This window comes from Pantoea sp. PGP6, assembly GCF_053474785.1.
The window spans coordinates 1,069,291-1,087,290 of the sequence record NZ_JBQBMA010000001.1; the positions used below are offsets into that span (position 1 = coordinate 1,069,291).

General features: G+C 53.3%; 18 protein-coding genes and 5 tRNA genes. 20 read left to right on the forward strand and 3 right to left on the reverse strand.

Annotation, left to right across the window (positions count from 1 at the left end; all coding sequences use genetic code 11):
- Window positions 1-46: 46 nt before the first annotated feature.
- The 15 genes from tam (at window position 47) to luxS (ending at window position 11,476) form a co-directional block, all read left to right on the forward strand.
- On the forward strand, window positions 47-823 hold the full coding sequence (gene tam / locus ACLIBF_RS05145) for a trans-aconitate 2-methyltransferase (RefSeq protein WP_031374766.1): 777 nt from the start codon (window positions 47-49) through the stop codon (window positions 821-823).
- 105 nt (window positions 824-928) lie between these two features.
- Window positions 929-1,423, forward strand: coding sequence for a nicotinamide-nucleotide amidase (gene pncC, locus ACLIBF_RS05150; RefSeq protein ID WP_279810396.1), 495 nt, complete (start codon window positions 929-931; stop codon window positions 1,421-1,423).
- 96 nt (window positions 1,424-1,519) lie between these two features.
- Window positions 1,520-2,590, forward strand: a complete 1,071-nt coding sequence (recA, locus tag ACLIBF_RS05155; RefSeq protein ID WP_031374767.1) for a recombinase RecA — start codon at window positions 1,520-1,522, stop codon at window positions 2,588-2,590.
- 124 nt (window positions 2,591-2,714) lie between these two features.
- Window positions 2,715-3,233, forward strand: coding sequence for a regulatory protein RecX (locus ACLIBF_RS05160; RefSeq protein WP_031374768.1), 519 nt, complete (start codon window positions 2,715-2,717; stop codon window positions 3,231-3,233).
- A 133-nt stretch (window positions 3,234-3,366) separates the two neighbouring features.
- Window positions 3,367-5,994, forward strand: a complete 2,628-nt coding sequence (gene alaS, locus ACLIBF_RS05165) for an alanine--tRNA ligase (protein ID WP_069728902.1) — start codon at window positions 3,367-3,369, stop codon at window positions 5,992-5,994.
- Window positions 5,995-6,244: 250 nt separating this feature from the next.
- On the forward strand, window positions 6,245-6,430 hold the full coding sequence (gene csrA, locus ACLIBF_RS05170) for a carbon storage regulator CsrA (protein ID WP_008927091.1): 186 nt from the start codon (window positions 6,245-6,247) through the stop codon (window positions 6,428-6,430).
- 285 nt (window positions 6,431-6,715) lie between these two features.
- Window positions 6,716-6,808, forward strand: a tRNA-Ser gene (locus ACLIBF_RS05175).
- An 8-nt stretch (window positions 6,809-6,816) separates the two neighbouring features.
- Window positions 6,817-6,893: transfer RNA gene (locus tag ACLIBF_RS05180), tRNA-Arg, on the forward strand.
- A gap of 216 nt (window positions 6,894-7,109) precedes the next feature.
- Window positions 7,110-7,186: transfer RNA gene (locus ACLIBF_RS05185), tRNA-Arg, on the forward strand.
- Between the two features lie 190 nt (window positions 7,187-7,376).
- A tRNA-Arg gene (locus ACLIBF_RS05190) sits at window positions 7,377-7,453 on the forward strand.
- Window positions 7,454-7,642: 189 nt separating this feature from the next.
- Window positions 7,643-7,719: transfer RNA gene (locus ACLIBF_RS05195), tRNA-Arg, on the forward strand.
- Window positions 7,720-8,179: 460 nt separating this feature from the next.
- Window positions 8,180-8,746 (forward strand): fructose-1-phosphate/6-phosphogluconate phosphatase, encoded by a 567-nt coding sequence (gene yqaB, locus ACLIBF_RS05200; protein ID WP_089562569.1) that lies wholly within the window; start codon window positions 8,180-8,182, stop codon window positions 8,744-8,746.
- Window positions 8,743-9,171 (forward strand): YqaA family protein, encoded by a 429-nt coding sequence (locus ACLIBF_RS05205; RefSeq protein ID WP_031374771.1) that lies wholly within the window; start codon window positions 8,743-8,745, stop codon window positions 9,169-9,171. The genes yqaB and ACLIBF_RS05205 overlap by 4 nt, the downstream gene beginning before the upstream one ends.
- 31 nt (window positions 9,172-9,202) lie before the next feature.
- Window positions 9,203-10,810, forward strand: coding sequence for a glutamate--cysteine ligase (gshA, locus tag ACLIBF_RS05210; RefSeq protein ID WP_031374772.1), 1,608 nt, complete (start codon window positions 9,203-9,205; stop codon window positions 10,808-10,810).
- A 150-nt stretch (window positions 10,811-10,960) separates the two neighbouring features.
- A complete protein-coding gene (luxS, locus tag ACLIBF_RS05215; RefSeq protein WP_031374773.1) occupies window positions 10,961-11,476 on the forward strand; it encodes an S-ribosylhomocysteine lyase in 516 nt (171 codons plus the stop codon).
- Window positions 11,477-11,533: 57 nt separating this feature from the next.
- On the opposite strand, the gene ACLIBF_RS05220 is transcribed toward luxS, so the two are convergent.
- Both ACLIBF_RS05220 and ACLIBF_RS05225 read right to left on the reverse strand, forming a co-directional pair.
- Entirely contained in the window at window positions 11,534-12,820 is a 1,287-nt protein-coding gene (locus tag ACLIBF_RS05220) for an HlyC/CorC family transporter (RefSeq protein WP_069728904.1), read from the reverse strand.
- A 15-nt stretch (window positions 12,821-12,835) separates the two neighbouring features.
- Entirely contained in the window at window positions 12,836-13,636 is an 801-nt protein-coding gene (locus tag ACLIBF_RS05225; RefSeq protein WP_031374775.1) for a cytochrome C assembly family protein, read from the reverse strand.
- Window positions 13,637-13,801: 165 nt separating this feature from the next.
- Between ACLIBF_RS05225 and ffh the strand changes: the two genes are divergently transcribed.
- From ffh to rplS, 5 genes are all read left to right on the forward strand, one after another.
- Entirely contained in the window at window positions 13,802-15,163 is a 1,362-nt protein-coding gene (gene ffh / locus ACLIBF_RS05230; RefSeq protein ID WP_159223287.1) for a signal recognition particle protein, read from the forward strand.
- Window positions 15,164-15,304: 141 nt separating this feature from the next.
- Window positions 15,305-15,553 (forward strand): 30S ribosomal protein S16, encoded by a 249-nt coding sequence (rpsP, locus tag ACLIBF_RS05235; RefSeq protein WP_003849041.1) that lies wholly within the window; start codon window positions 15,305-15,307, stop codon window positions 15,551-15,553.
- Window positions 15,554-15,571: 18 nt separating this feature from the next.
- Complete coding sequence (rimM, locus tag ACLIBF_RS05240; protein ID WP_046289605.1) at window positions 15,572-16,120, forward strand: ribosome maturation factor RimM; 549 nt, start codon at window positions 15,572-15,574, stop codon at window positions 16,118-16,120.
- Between the two features lie 35 nt (window positions 16,121-16,155).
- Window positions 16,156-16,920 (forward strand): tRNA (guanosine(37)-N1)-methyltransferase TrmD, encoded by a 765-nt coding sequence (gene trmD / locus ACLIBF_RS05245; protein WP_031374777.1) that lies wholly within the window; start codon window positions 16,156-16,158, stop codon window positions 16,918-16,920.
- A 42-nt stretch (window positions 16,921-16,962) separates the two neighbouring features.
- Window positions 16,963-17,310 (forward strand): 50S ribosomal protein L19, encoded by a 348-nt coding sequence (rplS, locus tag ACLIBF_RS05250; RefSeq protein WP_031374778.1) that lies wholly within the window; start codon window positions 16,963-16,965, stop codon window positions 17,308-17,310.
- Between the two features lie 73 nt (window positions 17,311-17,383).
- Here the strand turns inward: rplS and ACLIBF_RS05255 are convergent, their stop codons facing one another.
- Window positions 17,384-17,944, reverse strand: coding sequence for a GNAT family N-acetyltransferase (locus ACLIBF_RS05255; protein WP_031374779.1), 561 nt, complete (start codon window positions 17,942-17,944; stop codon window positions 17,384-17,386).
- Window positions 17,945-18,000 lie beyond the last annotated feature (56 nt).

The window sequence follows — 18,000 nt, forward strand, 5'->3', positions numbered from 1 at the left end:
GCGTCTTATCGATCGGTCACGTCAGATAACCAAACCGGAGGTGAGCATGAAAGAGTGGGATCCTGAGTTGTATCGCAAGTTTGAGGCGGAACGCACCCGCCCGGCACGTGAACTGCTGGCGCACATCAGCGTTGAAGAGGTTGAGCAGGTGACCGATTTGGGCTGCGGTCCGGGCAACAGCACCGAATTGCTGGCTGAAGCCTGGCCGCTGGCCACGGTCTGCGGGCTCGACAGTTCAGCAGCGATGTTAGCCCAGGCGCGCGAACGGTTACCGCACTGCCGCTTTGTACAGGCGGACATTCGCAGCTGGCAGGCAGAAACGCCTCAGCAGGTGATCTATGCCAATGCGTCGCTACAGTGGCTGGATAACCACGCGACGCTGTTTCCTCATCTGGTGGAACAACTGGCACCCGGCGGCGTGCTGGCAGTGCAGATGCCCGATAATCTCAATGAGCCCTCGCATCGATTGATGCGCGACGTGGCGGCGTCTGAACCCTGGCATTCCCGTATTGATGCCAAAACGGCGGACCGTAAACAGCTGCTCCCGACCGGCGACTATTACGATCTGCTCACCGGCACCGGCTGTGACGTGGATATCTGGCGCACCACCTATTATCACGTGATGGCCGATGCACAGGCGATTATCAGCTGGCTACAGGCGACCGGCCTGCGCCCGTTTCTGGCCATGCTGGATGAAGCCGAACAGGCGGATTTTCTGGCGGCCTATCATCAGCGTTTGCTCAGCGCCTATCCGGCGCAGCGCGATGGTCAGGTTCTGCTCGCTTTCCCGCGTCTTTTTATCGTTGCCGTGAAAAAAAGCTGAGGTTAAGGGAAAACAGGCCGCAAAAAGCGGGCAATACTTAAGACAGGGCTTGAAAAAGTGGCGGTGTTGCACCACTTTCATTGCACCACCTGAGGGAGAAACACGATGGATGATCGGCAGTTGCAGGCGCTTAGCGCGCAGATCGGTGAGAAGCTTAAGCAGCAAAACGCCACCGTAACCTGTGCAGAATCCTGCACCGGAGGGTGGATTGCCAAGGTGTTTACTGACATCAGTGGCAGCTCAGCCTGGTTTGAACGCGGCTTCGTGACCTACAGTAATGATGCCAAGCAGCAGCTGGTGGGCGTTCAGGCAACGTCGCTGGAACAGTACGGAGCGGTGAGTGAAGCCGTGGTGCGCGAAATGGCGCTGGGCGCAAGGCACGCCGCCCGGGCAGACTACGCCATCTCCGTGAGCGGTATTGCCGGGCCGGATGGCGGCAGTGCGGAAAAACCGGTCGGCACCGTCTGGTTCGGTTTTGCCGGTCCGCAGGATAAGGTCCTGACTTTTCAGCAGCATTTCTCCGGTGACCGTGAGGCGGTACGCCGCCAGTCCGTCGCCTGGGCACTACGGCGGCTGTATGGCGAATTTCTGACAAATTAAACTTGATACTGTATGACTATACAGTATAATTGTCGGCAACAGAAAGAGTGCAGGCACCCCTGAGTGCGTGTTTACCCGGCTTGATTAGGAGTTGAAATGGCGATTGATGAAAACAAACAAAAGGCTTTAGCTGCCGCGCTGGGCCAGATTGAGAAGCAATTTGGTAAAGGCTCCATCATGCGCTTGGGTGAAGACCGCTCAATGGATGTGGAAACCATCTCTACCGGTTCGCTGTCGCTGGACATTGCGTTAGGCGCAGGCGGTCTGCCAATGGGCCGTATCGTTGAGATTTACGGGCCAGAGTCTTCAGGTAAAACCACGCTGACCCTGCAGGTAATCGCGTCAGCACAGCGTAAAGGCAAAACCTGTGCCTTTATCGATGCTGAGCATGCGCTGGATCCGGTTTACGCCAAGAAACTGGGCGTAGACATCGACAACCTGCTTTGTTCGCAGCCAGACACCGGTGAGCAGGCGCTGGAGATTTGTGATGCGCTGGCCCGCTCAGGCGCGGTTGACGTAATCATTGTCGACTCCGTGGCGGCACTGACGCCGAAAGCGGAAATCGAAGGTGAAATCGGTGACTCACACATGGGCCTGGCGGCACGTATGATGAGCCAGGCGATGCGTAAGCTTGCCGGTAACCTGAAGCAGTCCAACACCCTGCTGATCTTCATCAACCAGATCCGTATGAAAATTGGTGTGATGTTTGGTAACCCGGAAACCACTACCGGTGGTAACGCGCTGAAGTTCTACGCTTCTGTCCGTCTTGATATCCGCCGTATCGGCGCTATCAAAGAGGGCGATAACGTGGTGGGCAGTGAGACTCGCGTTAAAGTGGTGAAAAACAAAATCGCGGCGCCATTTAAACAGGCAGAGTTCCAGATCATGTACGGCGAAGGCATCAACACCTTCGGCGAACTGGTCGACCTGGGCGTGAAGCACAAGCTGATCGAAAAAGCGGGTGCATGGTACAGCTACCAGGGCGATAAGATTGGTCAGGGTAAATCGAATGCCAGCAACTTCCTCAAAGAGAATGCGGCTGTCGCAAACGAGATTGATCTGAAGTTACGTGAAATGTTACTGAACGGCGCTGACGATAAGCTTGCCGCAGAGCAGTCTGCTGACAAAGTTGAAAACGCAGCCAGTGAAGCGAACGAAGACTTCTAATCACTCACGCGGGGGTGGAGAAATCCACTCCCGTTGTTTTTTACCACTTACCCTCTCTTTCTTACCTTTCTTCTCTCCCGATCTGTCGCCATAATCCCCTTCCCGTTAGTACAAGGTGCGCAGTATGTCTGAACAATCCCAGCCCCAACCCAACATTGTCTCTTTTTCTCGTCTGCTCGACCGTGCGATGCGCATTCTTGGACAGCGCGATCACAGTCGTGCCGAATTAGCGCGTAAGCTGCAACAGTCGGCGCAGCGTGCGGCGTGGGCACAGCAGAAAGAGCCGGAAATCGTCACCGAAGAGCTGCTGGAAAAAGTGCTCAACTGGTGCCAGGAAAATGGCTGGCTAAACGACGCGCGTTTCACCGAACGTTTTATTCAGAGCCGAAGCCGCAAAGGTTTTGGTTCACAGCGGGTACGTCTGGAACTGGCGCAGAAGGGGATCGATCGCGAGGCGATTGATATTGCGATGGAAGAGACCGAGGTGGACTGGTCTGCCTGTGCTGCCCAGCTGGCTGAACGTAAATTCGGACACCCGTTACCGAAAGAATGGAAAGAGAAAGCCAAAGTACTACGCTATCTACAGTCAAAAGGCTTCATGAGCGAAGATATTCAGTCCGTTTTCAGAAATTTTGACGACTAAAAGCCGATGTAATTTTACTTCCCACTGAAGAAAATTTATCTTATTCCCACTTTTTGTTCCTCTAATCAGGCGCCGCCAGGATGTGGCATCGCGGAAAAGATGGAACGTTCGTTAGCGTGATTCCAGGATATATATGAGCAAGAGCACTGCTGAGATCCGTCAAGCGTTTCTCGACTTTTTTCATAGCAAGGGACATCAGGTTGTAACCAGCAGCTCCCTCGTACCGAATAACGATCCGACGTTGCTGTTTACCAACGCCGGAATGAACCAGTTCAAAGATGTTTTCCTCGGCCAGGACAAGCGTGATTACTCACGTGCGACCACTTCACAGCGCTGCGTGCGTGCCGGTGGCAAACACAACGATCTTGAAAATGTCGGCTACACCGCACGTCACCACACTTTCTTTGAAATGCTGGGTAATTTCAGCTTTGGTGACTACTTCAAGAAAGAGGCAATCGCTTTTGCCTGGGAACTGTTGACGAGCGAGCAGTGGTTCGGCCTGCCAAAAGAGCGTCTGTGGGTTACGGTATATGAAACCGATGATGAAGCTTATGCCATCTGGGCCAACGAGATTGGCGTGCCGCACGAACGCATTATCCGTATCGGCGACAACAAGGGCGGGGCTTACGCGTCAGATAACTTCTGGCAGATGGGCGACACCGGCCCTTGCGGTCCCTGCAGCGAAATTTTCTACGATCACGGCGATCACATCTGGGGTGGACCACCAGGCAGCCCGGAAGAGGATGGCGACCGCTACATTGAGATCTGGAACATCGTCTTCATGCAGTTCAATCGTCAGGCGGATGGCACCATGCTGCCGCTGCCGAAACCGTCGGTTGATACCGGCATGGGCCTGGAGCGCATTACTGCCGTACTGCAACACGTCAACTCTAACTATGAAATCGACCTGTTCCAGAAACTGATCCAGGCGGTAGCGCAGGTGACCGGTGCCACCGATCTGAGCAATAAATCACTACGCGTGATTGCCGATCATATCCGCTCCTGTGCATTCCTGATTGCCGATGGCGTGATCCCGTCGAATGAGAACCGTGGTTACGTGCTGCGTCGCATCATTCGTCGTGCCGTACGTCATGGCAACATGCTGGGCGCGAAAGACGCATTCTTCTATAAGCTGGTCGCGCCGCTGGTTGAGGTGATGGGATCGGCCGGTGAAGAGTTACAGCGTCAGCAGGCTCAGGTTGAGCAGGTGCTGAAAAGCGAAGAAGAGCAGTTCGCTAAGACTCTGGAACGCGGCCTGGCGCTGCTGGACGAAGAGCTGGCGAAACTGCAGGGTGATACGCTGGATGGCGAAACGGTCTTCCGTCTGTACGATACCTTTGGCTTCCCGGCTGACCTGACGGCTGATGTCTGCCGCGAACGCAATCTGAAGATCGACGAAGCGGGCTTCGAGCAGGCGATGGAGCAACAGCGCCAGCGCGCACGTGAAGCGAGTGGTTTCGGCGCGGATTACAGCAACGTTATTCGTATCGATGCGGCGTCCTCGTTCAAAGGCTACGACCAGCTGGATTTAGCCGCGACGGTGAAAGCGCTGTACGTGGCAGGCGAGTCGGTGAATGAAGTCACCGAAGGCCAGGAAGCGGTTGTGGTACTGGATGAAACGCCATTCTATGGCGAATCAGGCGGTCAGGTCGGCGATACCGGCGTGCTGACAGGGAAGAATGCTGAATTTAGCGTACAGGACACACAAAAATATGGTCAGGCAATCGGTCATATCGGTAAGCTGACGGCAGGGCAGTTACGTATCGGCGATCGCCTTGAAGCAAAAGTTGATGCGGCACGCCGGGCGCGTATCCGTCTTAACCACTCTGCAACCCACTTATTGCATGCCGCGCTGCGTCAGGTATTAGGTGAGCATGTTGCACAGAAGGGATCTCTGGTTAACGATAAATACCTGCGTTTTGACTTCTCGCATTTCGAAGCGATGAAACCTCAGGAGATTCGCCAGGTCGAAGATATTGTCAACGCGCAGATTCGTCGCAACTTGCCGGTTGAAACCGACGTGATGGATCTTGAGGCGGCGAAATCTAAAGGTGCCATGGCGCTGTTTGGCGAAAAATATGATCAGCGCGTGCGCGTCCTGACCATGGGTGATTTCTCGGTTGAGCTGTGCGGCGGCACGCACGCGGCACGTACCGGCGACATCGGTCTGTTCCGTATCCAGGCTGAGTCAGGCACTGCGGCGGGTGTTCGTCGTATTGAAGCGATTACCGGTGAAGGCGCCCTGGCGCAGGTCAATGCGCAGAGCAGCCAGCTGCACGATCTGGCGCAGCTGGTGAAAGCCAACAGCAGCAACCTGAATGAAAAAGTACGTGGTCTGGTGGATCACGTACGGGCGCTGGAGAAAGAGTTGCAGCAACTGCGCGATCAGCAAGCAGCGCAGGAGAGCGCGTCTCTGAGCAGCAGTGCCATCGATGTGAAAGGCGTGAAGCTGCTGGTCAGTGAGCTGAATAACGTTGAGCCGAAAATGTTGCGTACCATGGTGGATGACCTGAAAAACCAGTTGGGTTCGGCCATCATTGTGTTAGCGACGGTTGCGGAAGGTAAAGTGTCGTTAATCGCTGGCGTGACCAAAGATCTGACTGACCGGGTTAAAGCCGGTGAACTGATTGCAGGCCTGGCGCAGCAGGTCGGCGGCAAGGGCGGTGGACGCCCGGATATGGCGCAGGCTGGCGGAACCGATGTGGCGGCCCTGAAAGGCGCGTTAGCAGGGGTTGAGGACTGGGTCAGCAGCCGTCTGTAAGTGAATTAAAACAAGGCATCGTATAAAGCGTCAGAACGGTTGTTCCGGCGCTTTTTCATACGATGTCAGAGTAGCAAATGACAAAGTCAGGTTGATGTAGTGTATTCCGGCTAAACTAACTATCAGCAGAATGTATTAGCGCATCGATGTGCATTGGTGTATTTGTCATACTCATTGTGCAGCGTTAAATGATGGATAATGCCGGGAGCCTGTACAAGCCCGACTCTTTTAATCTTTCAAGGAGCAAAGAATGCTTATTCTAACTCGTCGAGTTGGTGAAACCCTCATGATCGGTGATGAGGTGACTGTAACGGTGCTGGGTGTTAAAGGTAACCAGGTTCGCATCGGGGTTAACGCTCCGAAAGAAGTGTCTGTGCATCGCGAAGAGATCTATCAACGCATCCAGGCTGAAAAAACGCAACAAACCAGCGTTTAACGGATTCAGCGTCTCGCACCTGTGCGAGGCGCTACCGCTTTATCGACCCATTCCCCCCTTTTTCTTTTCTCCCCCTTATTCCCTTTTTTGTTAACTGCATCATCTTTCATTGTTGATAATTCACTCTTTTTGCCGTCATTTTGGCCCAATTGTCTGTCATTTGTTCAATCAAACAAACCTTCGGAAAAATTGTTTGACTTATAAGTGCGGGAAAGTAATATGTGCGCCACGCAGTGCCGATGAGCGGAAACAAAGTTCAGCGGCGCAGTTCGGAAGAACGCGTAAGGTGAGGTGGCCGAGAGGCTGAAGGCGCTCCCCTGCTAAGGGAGTATACGGTCAAAAGCTGTATCGAGGGTTCGAATCCCTCCCTCACCGCCATTTCCGATGCATCCATAGCTCAGCTGGATAGAGTACTCGGCTACGAACCGAGCGGTCGGAGGTTCGAATCCTCCTGGATGCACCATATTTTCGAATGTGGAGAAGTGCCTCAGTGTGACATGACGCAATTAGTGTTCAGGTCGTACTAAGGAGGTTAACGTTGCATCAGCAACGGCCCGCAGGGCGAAGCGCAAGCTGAGTAATCCTCCTGGATGCACCATCGGAATAAAAACAAAGTGAACTAGCAATTCCTTTCATGGTGAGTAGTTAGCACCCTGCGTTGTACAAGAATTAAATCAATGCATCCATAGCTCAGCTGGATAGAGTACTCGGCTACGAACCGAGCGGTCGGAGGTTCGAATCCTCCTGGATGCACCATATTTTCGAATATGGAAAGTGCCTCAGTGTGTCATAGCGTGAAAATCGTCAGACTGCACTAAGGAGGATAACGTTGCTTCAGCAACGGCCCGCAGGGCGAAGCGTAAGCTGAGTAATCCTCCCGGATGCACCATTCTTCGTATCATTCCCAGGTTGATTTCTGAAAGTCCATAAAAAGTAATTCCCCAATGCATCCATAGCTCAGCTGGATAGAGTACTCGGCTACGAACCGAGCGGTCGGAGGTTCGAATCCTCCTGGATGCACCATATCTTCGGATAGGGAAGTGCCTTAGTGTGTCATAGCGTGAAAATCGTCAGACTGCACTAACGAGGATAGCGTTGCCTCAGCAACGGCCCGCAGGCCGTAAAGTAAGCTGAGACATTATCCGCGATGCACTCTTCACTTTGCTGTTTTGCCGGTTAGCAACCTGCTCCGCAATCCCCCAGATTTCCGTTGCATCCATAGCTCAGCTGGATAGAGTACTCGGCTACGAACCGAGCGGTCGGAGGTTCGAATCCTCCTGGATGCACCATCTCTTTCGATATCATTATCTCCTCAGCGTTTTATAGCGTTCTCATTGTTCAGGCTGCACTAACGTGCATAACGTTGCCTCAGCAACGGCCCGCACTGGTGCCTCCTCTGAATGAGCCCTTTGCATTTCTTCCTCTACTGCTCACGTTTAATCGCAAAACCTATCTGCTTTATCAACCCGGCTAACAGGCTGTCTGGCCTGGCTCTTTCTGCTGACGGTTAGCGCGTAAATCCGGTTTTCTATTGCTGGCTTTTAATTGATGCCAGCCAGCTCCGGTTTACCCTCTGCGGATAAAAAATGCTGCAATTTCGTACGGTTATTGCCGGTCGCAGACGATCACCTTTATCTGAAAAGAAAAATTGCTAATGCTTTCAAAGCATTTGCTGTTCATCCCCCCTGGCGACAACCTGTGCACATTAGGCTAAAGTAATGTCTCATTTGTTGGAGGTCCGGAGTGACTATGTACGATCAATACGACGCCCTGATTTTCGATATGGACGGCACCATTCTCGATACTGAGCCGACACATCGAAAAGCGTGGCGTCAGGTACTGGCGCGTTATGGAATGACGCTGGATGAAGCGCGTATTGTCGGCTTTAATGGTGCTCCTACCTGGCGACTGGCGCAGTTCATCATCGAAACGAATCAGTCGTCTCACGATCCTCATCTTCTTGCCGCCGAAAAGACCGCCGCAGTGAAAGCCATGCTGTTGGAAAATGTTCAGCCGCTTCCTTTGATGGAGGTGGTGAAGGCTTACCACGGGCGTCGTCCTATGGCAGTCGGTACCGGCAGTGAACACAGCATGGCAGATGCGTTACTGACGCAGCTGGGCGTGCGTGAGCTGTTTTCCGCCGTGGTCGGCGCTGATGACGTACAGCGGCATAAACCTGAACCAGATACCTTCTTACGCTGCGCCGAGCTGATGGGCGTGGCGCCAGAGCGCTGTGTGGTTTTCGAAGATGCAGATTTTGGCGTTCAGGCGGCGAAAGCGGCAGGGATGGATGTGGTGGACGTCCGCTTACTGTGAGTGAGATGCTCGCCTATGCCTCATTGTTCGGCAGCAGTTTTTTAAGTGCGACGCTCCTGCCAGGAAGCTCTGAAGCACTGCTGATAGCACTATTAATTGCAAAAAAGACGTCAGTTTATGGGTTGCTTTTGGCCGCATCACTGGGAAACACCTTGGGCGGCTTAACCAACATTTTTCTTGGTCGCTTGCTGCCGTTAAAACGTCAGGGGCGATGGCATGACACAGCAATGACGTGGTTGCACCGATTGGGTCCTGCAGCACTGTTATTTAGCTGGTTACCAGTGATAGGTGATCTGCTCTGCGTGCTTGCAGGCTGGTTACGCTTCGCCTGGTTACCGGCGATGTTGTATCTCGCTGTCGGTAAAACACTGCGTTATATCGTTATCGCGACCGCCACATTACAGGGTATGCAATGGTGGCATTGATTCGCACAGATTCGAGGCTACGGTTAACATTATGCTGAACAAAAATAAATTATTCTCACAGCGGGAGGTTAATGTGATCCCGGACGTATCTAAAGCGCTCTCCTGGCTGGAAGCGCATCCTGATGCCCTCAAGGGTATCGGCCGTGGCATCGAACGTGAAACGTTGCGCGTGCAGGCAGACGGTAAGCTGGCGGAAACCGGTCACCCCGAATCACTGGGTTCGGCGCTGAAGCATGACTGGATTACCACAGACTTTGCCGAAACGCTGCTGGAGTTCATTACGCCAGTGGATCACAGCATCGATCACATGCTGGCTTTCCTGCGTGATATTCATCGTCATGTTGCCCGTGAACTCGGCGAAGAGCGTATGTGGCCCTTCAGCATGCCGTGCGAGATTGACGATGCGAACAAGATTGAACTGGCACAGTATGGGAAATCCAATATTGGCCAGATGAAAACGCTGTACCGCCAGGGGCTGAAAAACCGCTACGGCGCGTTAATGCAGACCATCTCCGGTATTCACTATAACTTCTCGCTGCCGCTCTCTTTCTGGCAGGAATGGGCCGATGTGAAAGATCAGGAAAGCGGGAAAGAGACCATCTCTGCCGGCTATCTGCGACTGATCCGTAACTATTATCGTTTTGGCTGGGTGATCCCGTATCTGTTTGGTGCGTCGCCCGCCATCAGTTCCAGCTTCCTGCAGGGCCGCGAGAGCGCACTGCCGTTTGAAACTAACGATAAAGATACCCTGTGGCTGCCGTATGCCACCTCGCTGCGTCTGAGCGATTTAGGCTATACCAACAAATCCCAGAGCGCGCTGGGCATTACCTTCAATTCACTGGAAGGCTATGTCACTGCGCTGAAGAAAGCGATCAAGACGCCGTCGGAAGAGTATGCTGAGATGGGCACCAAAGATGCCGACGGCAACTGGCTCCAGCTCAACACTAACGTGCTGCAGATTGAAAATGAACTCTATGCGCCTATCCGGCCTAAGCGCGTTACGCGCTCGGGTGAAGCGCCTTCTGACGCGCTGCTGCGTGGCGGCATTGAGTACATTGAAGTGCGCTCGCTGGATATTAACCCGTTCTCAGCGATTGGCGTGGACGAGAACCAGGTGCGCTTCCTCGACCTGTTCCTGATCTGGTGTACGCTGGCTGACGCGCCGGAAATGAGCGCTGACGAGCTGCAGTGTACCCGTAAAAACTGGAATAGAGTGGTGCTGGAAGGGCGTAAGCCGGATCAGAAAATTGCGGTCGGCTGTGGTGAAGCGGAGCATTCGCTGGTTGAAGTCGGTAAGACACTGTTTGCCGATCTGCGTCGGGTGGCGGAAGTTTTAGACAGCAACAACCAGGGCAGCACGCAATATCAACAAGTTTGCGATCAACTGGTGGCATCGTTCGACGATCCTGAGCTAACCTATTCGGCGCGCATCCTTCAGGCGATGAAGGACAATGGTGTTACCGGTACCGGTGTGGCGTTAGCGGAACAGTATCGCCATCTGCTTTGCGAAGAGCAGCTGGAAGTGCTGAGCGAAGACGATTTCAGTCGTCAGGCGAAGGAGTCTGTGGCAGCACAGCAGGCGCTTGAAGCCGATGACAAACTGGATTTTGAGGCTTATCTGGCGAGCCGGGAAGGATAGAAAAGAAAAAGGCCACATCAATGTGGCCAAATTAACATCTCTGTTGTCAGGGATGATGATAACAAATGCGCGTCTTTCATATATTCAGACGTTGGGCGAACAGAAAAGTTTCATCGTTTTAAAAAAAATTCTTAAAACAGGAGGTGACGTATGCCACTACTGGACAGTTTTACCGTTGATCACACTATCATGGCCGCTCCCGCCGTACGCGTTGCGAAAACCATGAAGACTCCGCATGGCGATACGATTACCGTTTTTGACCTGCGTTTTTGCCGCCCGAACATTGATATCCTCACTGAACGTGGCATTCATACGCTGGAGCACCTGTTTGCCGGTTTCATGCGTAATCATCTGAACGGTGACGGCGTTGAAATCGTTGATATCTCGCCAATGGGTTGCCGTACTGGCTTCTACATGAGCCTGATTGGTACGCCAGACGAGCAGCGCGTAGCAAAAGCGTGGAAAGGGGCGATGGAAGACGTTCTGAAAGTTAAAGATCAGAACCAGATCCCTGAGCTGAACGAATACCAGTGCGGCAGCTACAAGCTGCACTCGCTGGAAGAAGCGCAGCAGATCGCCCGCAATGTGCTGGCACATGATATCGGTGTTAACCGCAACGAAGATCTGAAACTGCCTGCTGAGAAGCTGAAAGAACTGCACATCTAGTCAGGACTTTTCTGCTAAAAAAAACGCCGCATTATTATTGCGGCGTTTTTTTATGGCTTAAGAGCCGATAGATTTCTTTAACGGCGTGGTCGGTGTGATGCGGACCTGTTTAATCATGTTATCCTGCACATCGAGGATGTCGATGTTGTACTGACTGATTTGCACCCGGGTCTGCACCTCAGGAATCTCCTCCAGCGCCTCCAGCAGCATGCCATTGATGGTGCGGGCTTCCTGCTCCGGCAGATGCCAGTTAAACGCCTTGTTGATTTCACGCACGTTGGCGCTGCCTTCAACCAGCACCGATCCATCATTCTGCGGCATCACTTCTTCAGCCAGCGAAGGCGACATCGAGGTGGTGAAATCGCCGACGATCTCTTCCAGAATATCCTCTATCGTCACCAGTCCTTTGATATCGCCATACTCATCAACCACCAGTCCGGCTTTCTTCTTATTGCGCTGAAACTTCACCAGTTGGGTGTTGAGCGGCGTGCCTTCCGGGATGTAGTAGATCTCATCGGCAGCGCGCAGCAGCGTCTCTTTGGTGAACTCTTTTTTCTCGGTCATCATGCGCCAGGCCTCACGCACCCGCAGCATGCCGACGCAGTCATCCAGCGAATCCCGGAACAGCACGATGCGGCCGTGTGGCGAATGACTTAACTGGCGGACCACCGATTTCCAGTCATCGTTGATGTTGATGCCGACGATCTCATTACGCGGCACCATGATGTCATCCACACTGACCTTCTCGAGATCGAGGACGGACAACAGCATGTCCTGATTACGGCGTGATATCAGGTTACGCGATTCGTAAACAATGGTACGCAGCTCTTCTTTACTCAGCGCGGAATTGACAGAACCGTCAGCGCGAATACCGACCATCCGCATCAGCAGACGGGTAATGGTGTTCAGCAACCAGACCAGCGGCAACATAATGTATTGCAACGGACCCAGCAGGAAGCTACTGGGATAGGCGACTTTTTCCGGATAGAGCGCCGCCACGGTTTTTGGTAACACTTCGGCAAACACCAGCACCACGAAGGTCAGTACACCGGTGGCGATGGCAACGCCGGCATCACCATACAGGCGCATCCCGACGATGGTACCGAGGGCAGAAGCAAGAATGTTGACCAGGTTGTTGCCGATCAGCACCAGGCTAATCAGGCGGTCAGGGCGGCGCAGCAATTTTTCGACGCGACGGGCAGCGCGGTGGCCATTTTTAGCCTGATGGCGCAGCTTGTAGCGATTGAGAGTCATCATGCCGGTTTCAGAGCCCGAAAAATAAGCCGAAACCAGCACCATGATGATCAGCGTAACAATCAGCGTGGTGGTTGAAACATGTTCCAACGCAGAACTTCCTTTTTAACGAGAGGTAGGGATAAGCAGGTGCTGTAGGATGCGACTGCCAAAGTAGGCCATGGTTAATAACAATGCGCCGCTGCAGTTAAACCACACCACACGACGTCCACGCCAACCTTCATGATAGTGCCCCCACAGCAAAACGATATACACAAACCAGGCGATGATGGAGAGCACCGCTTTATCGACGTTTTCCGCGCTGAAAAGATCCTGCATGTAAAACAAGCCGGTACACAGCACCAGCGTCAGCAGCACTACGCCGACCTGGGTGATGTGAAACATCTTGCGTTCAATCGTCAGCAGTGGCGGCATGTCCTGGGTAAAGGTCAGTCGCTTGTTTTTCAGCTGATAATCGATCCACGCCAGTTGCAGCGCATACAGCGCCGCGATGATCAACGTCGCGTAGGCAAACAGCGAGAGGCCGATATGAATCATCATGCCTGGGGTGGTTTCCAGATGAGTGATAAACGCATTGGGCACAAAAGTAGCAAAGGCGAGGTTGATCAGCGCGAAGCTATAAACAATCGGCAGCAGTAACCAGCCACGGTTGCGGGACGCCACAATGGTCATGATGGCACAGATCAACAGACTGACCAGCGAGCCGATATTGAGCAGGCTTAAGTTCTGTCCACTGTCGACGGCAAAAATACGTTGCTGCAAGGCCACCGCGTGAGTAATCAACGCGACGCAGGCAGAGAGCATCGCCATTCGCCGCCAGCCGCCGTTACGTTTCAACAGGCTGGGAATGATCAGTGCAAGACTAAGGGAGTAGGCGAACAGCGCCACTATCGCGAAAACGAACATAGATCCTTTCGGGTATCAGTCAGATAAGGAAAACGGCAGTATAGCGCCAGCCGCAGCTGGCACCAAACGATCTGAGGGGCAATTGCAGAGATCGCTGAGGCTTCGTGTTATAATCCGCCGCATTCTGCCGATCAGGCGCCTCGCGATCTTTTTAAGTGAGAGACCATGTTTGATAATTTAACCGATCGTTTGTCGCAAACCCTGCGCAATATCAGCGGCCGCGGAAGGCTGACTGAAGAGAACATCAAAGAGACCCTGCGTGAAGTTCGCATGGCACTGCTTGAGGCAGACGTTGCGCTGCCGGTAGTGCGTGACTTCATTAATCGCGTGAAAGAGAGCGCGGTTGGGCACGATGTGAATAAAAGCCTGACGCCAGGTCAGGAGTTCATCAAGATCGTCCGTAACGAACTGGTTGCGGCGATGGGTGCAGAAAACAATGCGCTGGATCTGGCTGCGCAGCCGCCTGCCGTAGTGCTGATGGCCGGCCTGCAGGGTGCGGGTAAAACCACCAGCGTCGGTAAGCTGGGTAAGTTCCTGCGTGAGAAGCATAAAAAGAAAGTCTTAGTGGTTTCTGCCGACGTTTATCGTCCGGCGGCAATCAAACAGCTGGAAACGCTGGCGCAACAGGTGGGTGTAGACTTCTGTCCATCCGATCTGAGCCAGAAGCCGGTCGACATTGTTAACCATGCGCTGCGTGAAGCACGCCTGAAGTTTTACGATGTTCTGCTGGTGGATACTGCGGGTCGTCTGCACGTTGACGAAGCGATGATGGACGAAATCAAACAGGTTCATGCCGCGATTAATCCGGTAGAAACGCTGTTTGTGGTCGATGCCATGACCGGTCAGGATGCGGCGAATACCGCCAAAGCCTTTAACGAAGCGCTGCCGCTCACCGGGGTTATCCTGACCAAAGTGGATGGTGATGCGCGCGGTGGTGCGGCGCTGTCGATTCGTCATATCACCGGCAAGCCGATTAAGTTCATGGGTGTCGGTGAGAAGACTGATGCACTGGAGCCGTTCTATCCGGAGCGTATCGCTTCGCGTATCCTCGGCATGGGCGATGTGCTGTCGCTGATCGAAGATATCGAAAGCAAGGTTGACCGCGATCAGGCGGAGAAGCTGGCGAAGAAGCTGAAAACCGGTGACGGTTTCGATCTCAATGACTTCCTTGAGCAGCTAAAGCAGATGCGTAACATGGGCGGGATGGCCAGCCTGATGGGCAAACTGCCAGGCATGGGGCAGCTGCCGGATAACGTGAAGTCACAAATGGATGACAAGGTGCTGGTGCGCATGGAAGCGATCATCAACTCGATGACGCGTAAAGAACGCCAGAAGCCTGAAATCATCAAAGGCTCGCGCAAGCGCCGTATTGCTACCGGCTCCGGTATGCAGGTGCAGGACGTTAACCGCTTACTGAAGCAGTTCGACGACATGCAGCGTATGATGAAGAAAATGAAGAAGGGCGGAATGGCGAAAATGATGCGCGGCATGAAAGGTATGATGCCGCCAGGTTTCCCTGGACGCTAAGTGTTCCACAAAAAAGCCCGAAAGGACGCGGTTTAGGTTGCTTTTTGCGCCAAAATGAGTAAAATTTTCGGGCTTTTTATACAGCACCCGGACCCCGTTCCTCGATGGGGGCCGGGTGTTTTATTAACTGAAGAGGATGTTATGGTAACAATTCGTTTGGCACGTCACGGCGCTAAAAAGCGTCCGTTCTATCAGGTCGTCGTCACTGACAGCCGCAATGCACGCAACGGTCGTTTCATCGAGCGCGTTGGTTTCTTCAACCCGATCGCATCTGGTCAGGCTGAAGGTCTGCGTCTGGATCTGGATCGTATCGAGCACTGGGTTGGCCAGGGCGCAACACTCTCTGATCGCGTTAACGCGCTGGTCAAAGAAGCTAAGAAAGCAGCTTAATCTGTCACGGTGGTGAGCATGAGCAGACAACTTGCCGCACAGCCTCCCGTTAATCCACTGGTGTTGGGTAAAATGGGAGCCGCCTACGGTATTCGCGGCTGGCTCAAAGTGTTTTCCTCCACTGAAGACGCTGAAAGCATCTTCGACTACCAACCCTGGTTTATCCAGCGCGCCGGTAAATGGCAGCAGATCGAACTGGAGAGTTGGAAGCACCATAATCAGGACCTGATCATCAAAGTTAAAGGCGTTGACGATCGGGATGCGGCGGCTCAGTTAACCAATTGCGAAATTCAGGTTGACTCGACGCAGTTGCCATCGCTGGAAGAGGGCGACTACTACTGGAAAGACCTTATGGGTTGCCAGGTGGTTAACCTCGACGGCTACGAGATGGGTAAAGTCATCGATATGATGGAAACCGGCTCGAACGACGTTCTCGTCGTTAAGGCAAACCTGAAGGATGCGTTCGGTGTGCAGGAGCGGTTAATTCCGTTTCTTGATGAACAGGTTATCAGGAAAGTCGATCTCTCTACTGGCGTTATTGAAGTAGATTGGGATCCTGGTTTTTGATCTCCGAATCGAACGGTAACGTAACGGCGAATACAATGTGGATTGGTGTAATTAGCCTGTTTCCAGAAATGTTTCGCGCTATTACCGATTACGGGGTAACTGGCCGGGCAGTAAAAAACGGTCTGCTCAGCATTCAAAGCTGGAGTCCTCGTGACTTCACGCACGACCGGCACCGTACCGTAGACGACCGTCCATACGGCGGCGGACCGGGAATGCTGATGATGGTACAACCCTTACGGGATGCCATCTCCGCAGCGAAAGCAGCGGCAGGTGATGGGGCCAGGGTGATATATCTTTCACCTCAGGGGCGCAAACTGGACCAACAGGGCGTTTGCGAACTGGCGGCACGGGACAAGTTAATTCTGGTCTGTGGCCGTTATGAAGGGATAGATGAGCGCGTAATCCACGCCGAAATTGACGAAGAATGGTCAATCGGTGATTACGTTCTCAGCGGCGGGGAACTGCCAGCTATGACGATGATTGACGCTGTCGCCCGGTTTATTCCCGGCGTACTCGGCAAGCAGGCGTCAGCCGAAGAGGATTCGTTCTCGGAGGGGCTGCTGGACTGTCCGCACTATACCCGACCTGAAGTGTTAGACGGTGTGGAGGTTCCGGCAGTATTACTGTCAGGCAACCATGCTGATATTCGCCGTTGGCGCCTGAAGCAGTCGCTAGGCCGTACCTGGCTGAGAAGACCTGAACTTCTGGAAAACCTGGCTCTGACTGAAGAGCAAGCAAGGTTGCTAAGTGAGTTCCAGCGGGAATTTCATCAGCAACAAAACGATGATGTGGAAGAGTGATCTTCCCCGACTATCAGTTTACCCAGGATATGAGATTTAATTATGAGCAACATTATCAAGCAAATTGAACAAGAGCAGATGAAACAGGACGTACCTTCCTTCCGCCCGGGTGATTCCGTGGAAGTGAAAGTATGGGTCGTTGAAGGTTCTAAAAAACGTCTGCAGGCATTCGAGGGCGTGGTTATCGCTATTCGTAACCGCGGTCTGCACTCTGCATTCACTGTTCGCAAAATTTCTAACGGCGAAGGCGTTGAGCGTGTATTCCAGACTCACTCGCCGGTTATTGACAGCATCACTGTCAAACGTCGTGGCGCTGTGCGTAAAGCCAAACTGTACTACCTGCGTGAGCGTACTGGTAAGTCTGCTCGTATTAAAGAGCGTCTTAACTAAGGTATCGCTAACGCGACATCTAAAAGTTAATAGCAAACAAGGGGTTGGCGTGATGCCAGCCCCTTTTTTTATCTTAATGCCCAACCAAAGATGATAATTCGTCGGCATCCGGTCGCGGAAAATGGTAAATCGCCGTATTCACCGCGCCGCTCTCCAGCACAATCAACCCGTAGCGGCAGCCAATAAACTCACCGCCACATTTCTCTGCCACTGCCCGACTGGCCAGATTTTCCTCTGCCGCCAGGATCTCTATACCGCGCGTTTCAGGTCGAGAAAACCCCAGCGTCAGCAAAGCCTTCACGGCCTGGCTGGCGATCCCCTGACGTTGTGCATCGCTGCGTACCCAGTAGCCTAAGGCGCTGAAGTCGCCGGGATGACGGGCGAATCGGATACCGGCCCCTCCGAGCAGGCGATCGTGTTGATCAACGATGGCAAATTCCTCCGCCTGTGCCTTAATTCGTTGCCAGTGGGTGAAGCGGATCCAGCTTTCCGCTTCGTGCGGCTGATAATTCGGGTGTGCCCAGGCCATCCACGGCATCAGGCTTTCCAGCGAGGCGTTAACCGCCTGGGTGAATGCGTCTATGTCATTGAGGGTAAAAGGGCGCAGCTTAATGTTTGCAGCAGTCTGTGGCATAGCACACTCGGTAATCGTCAGGTTGATGGCTTCATTCTGCCAGCGACGTGCGGGAA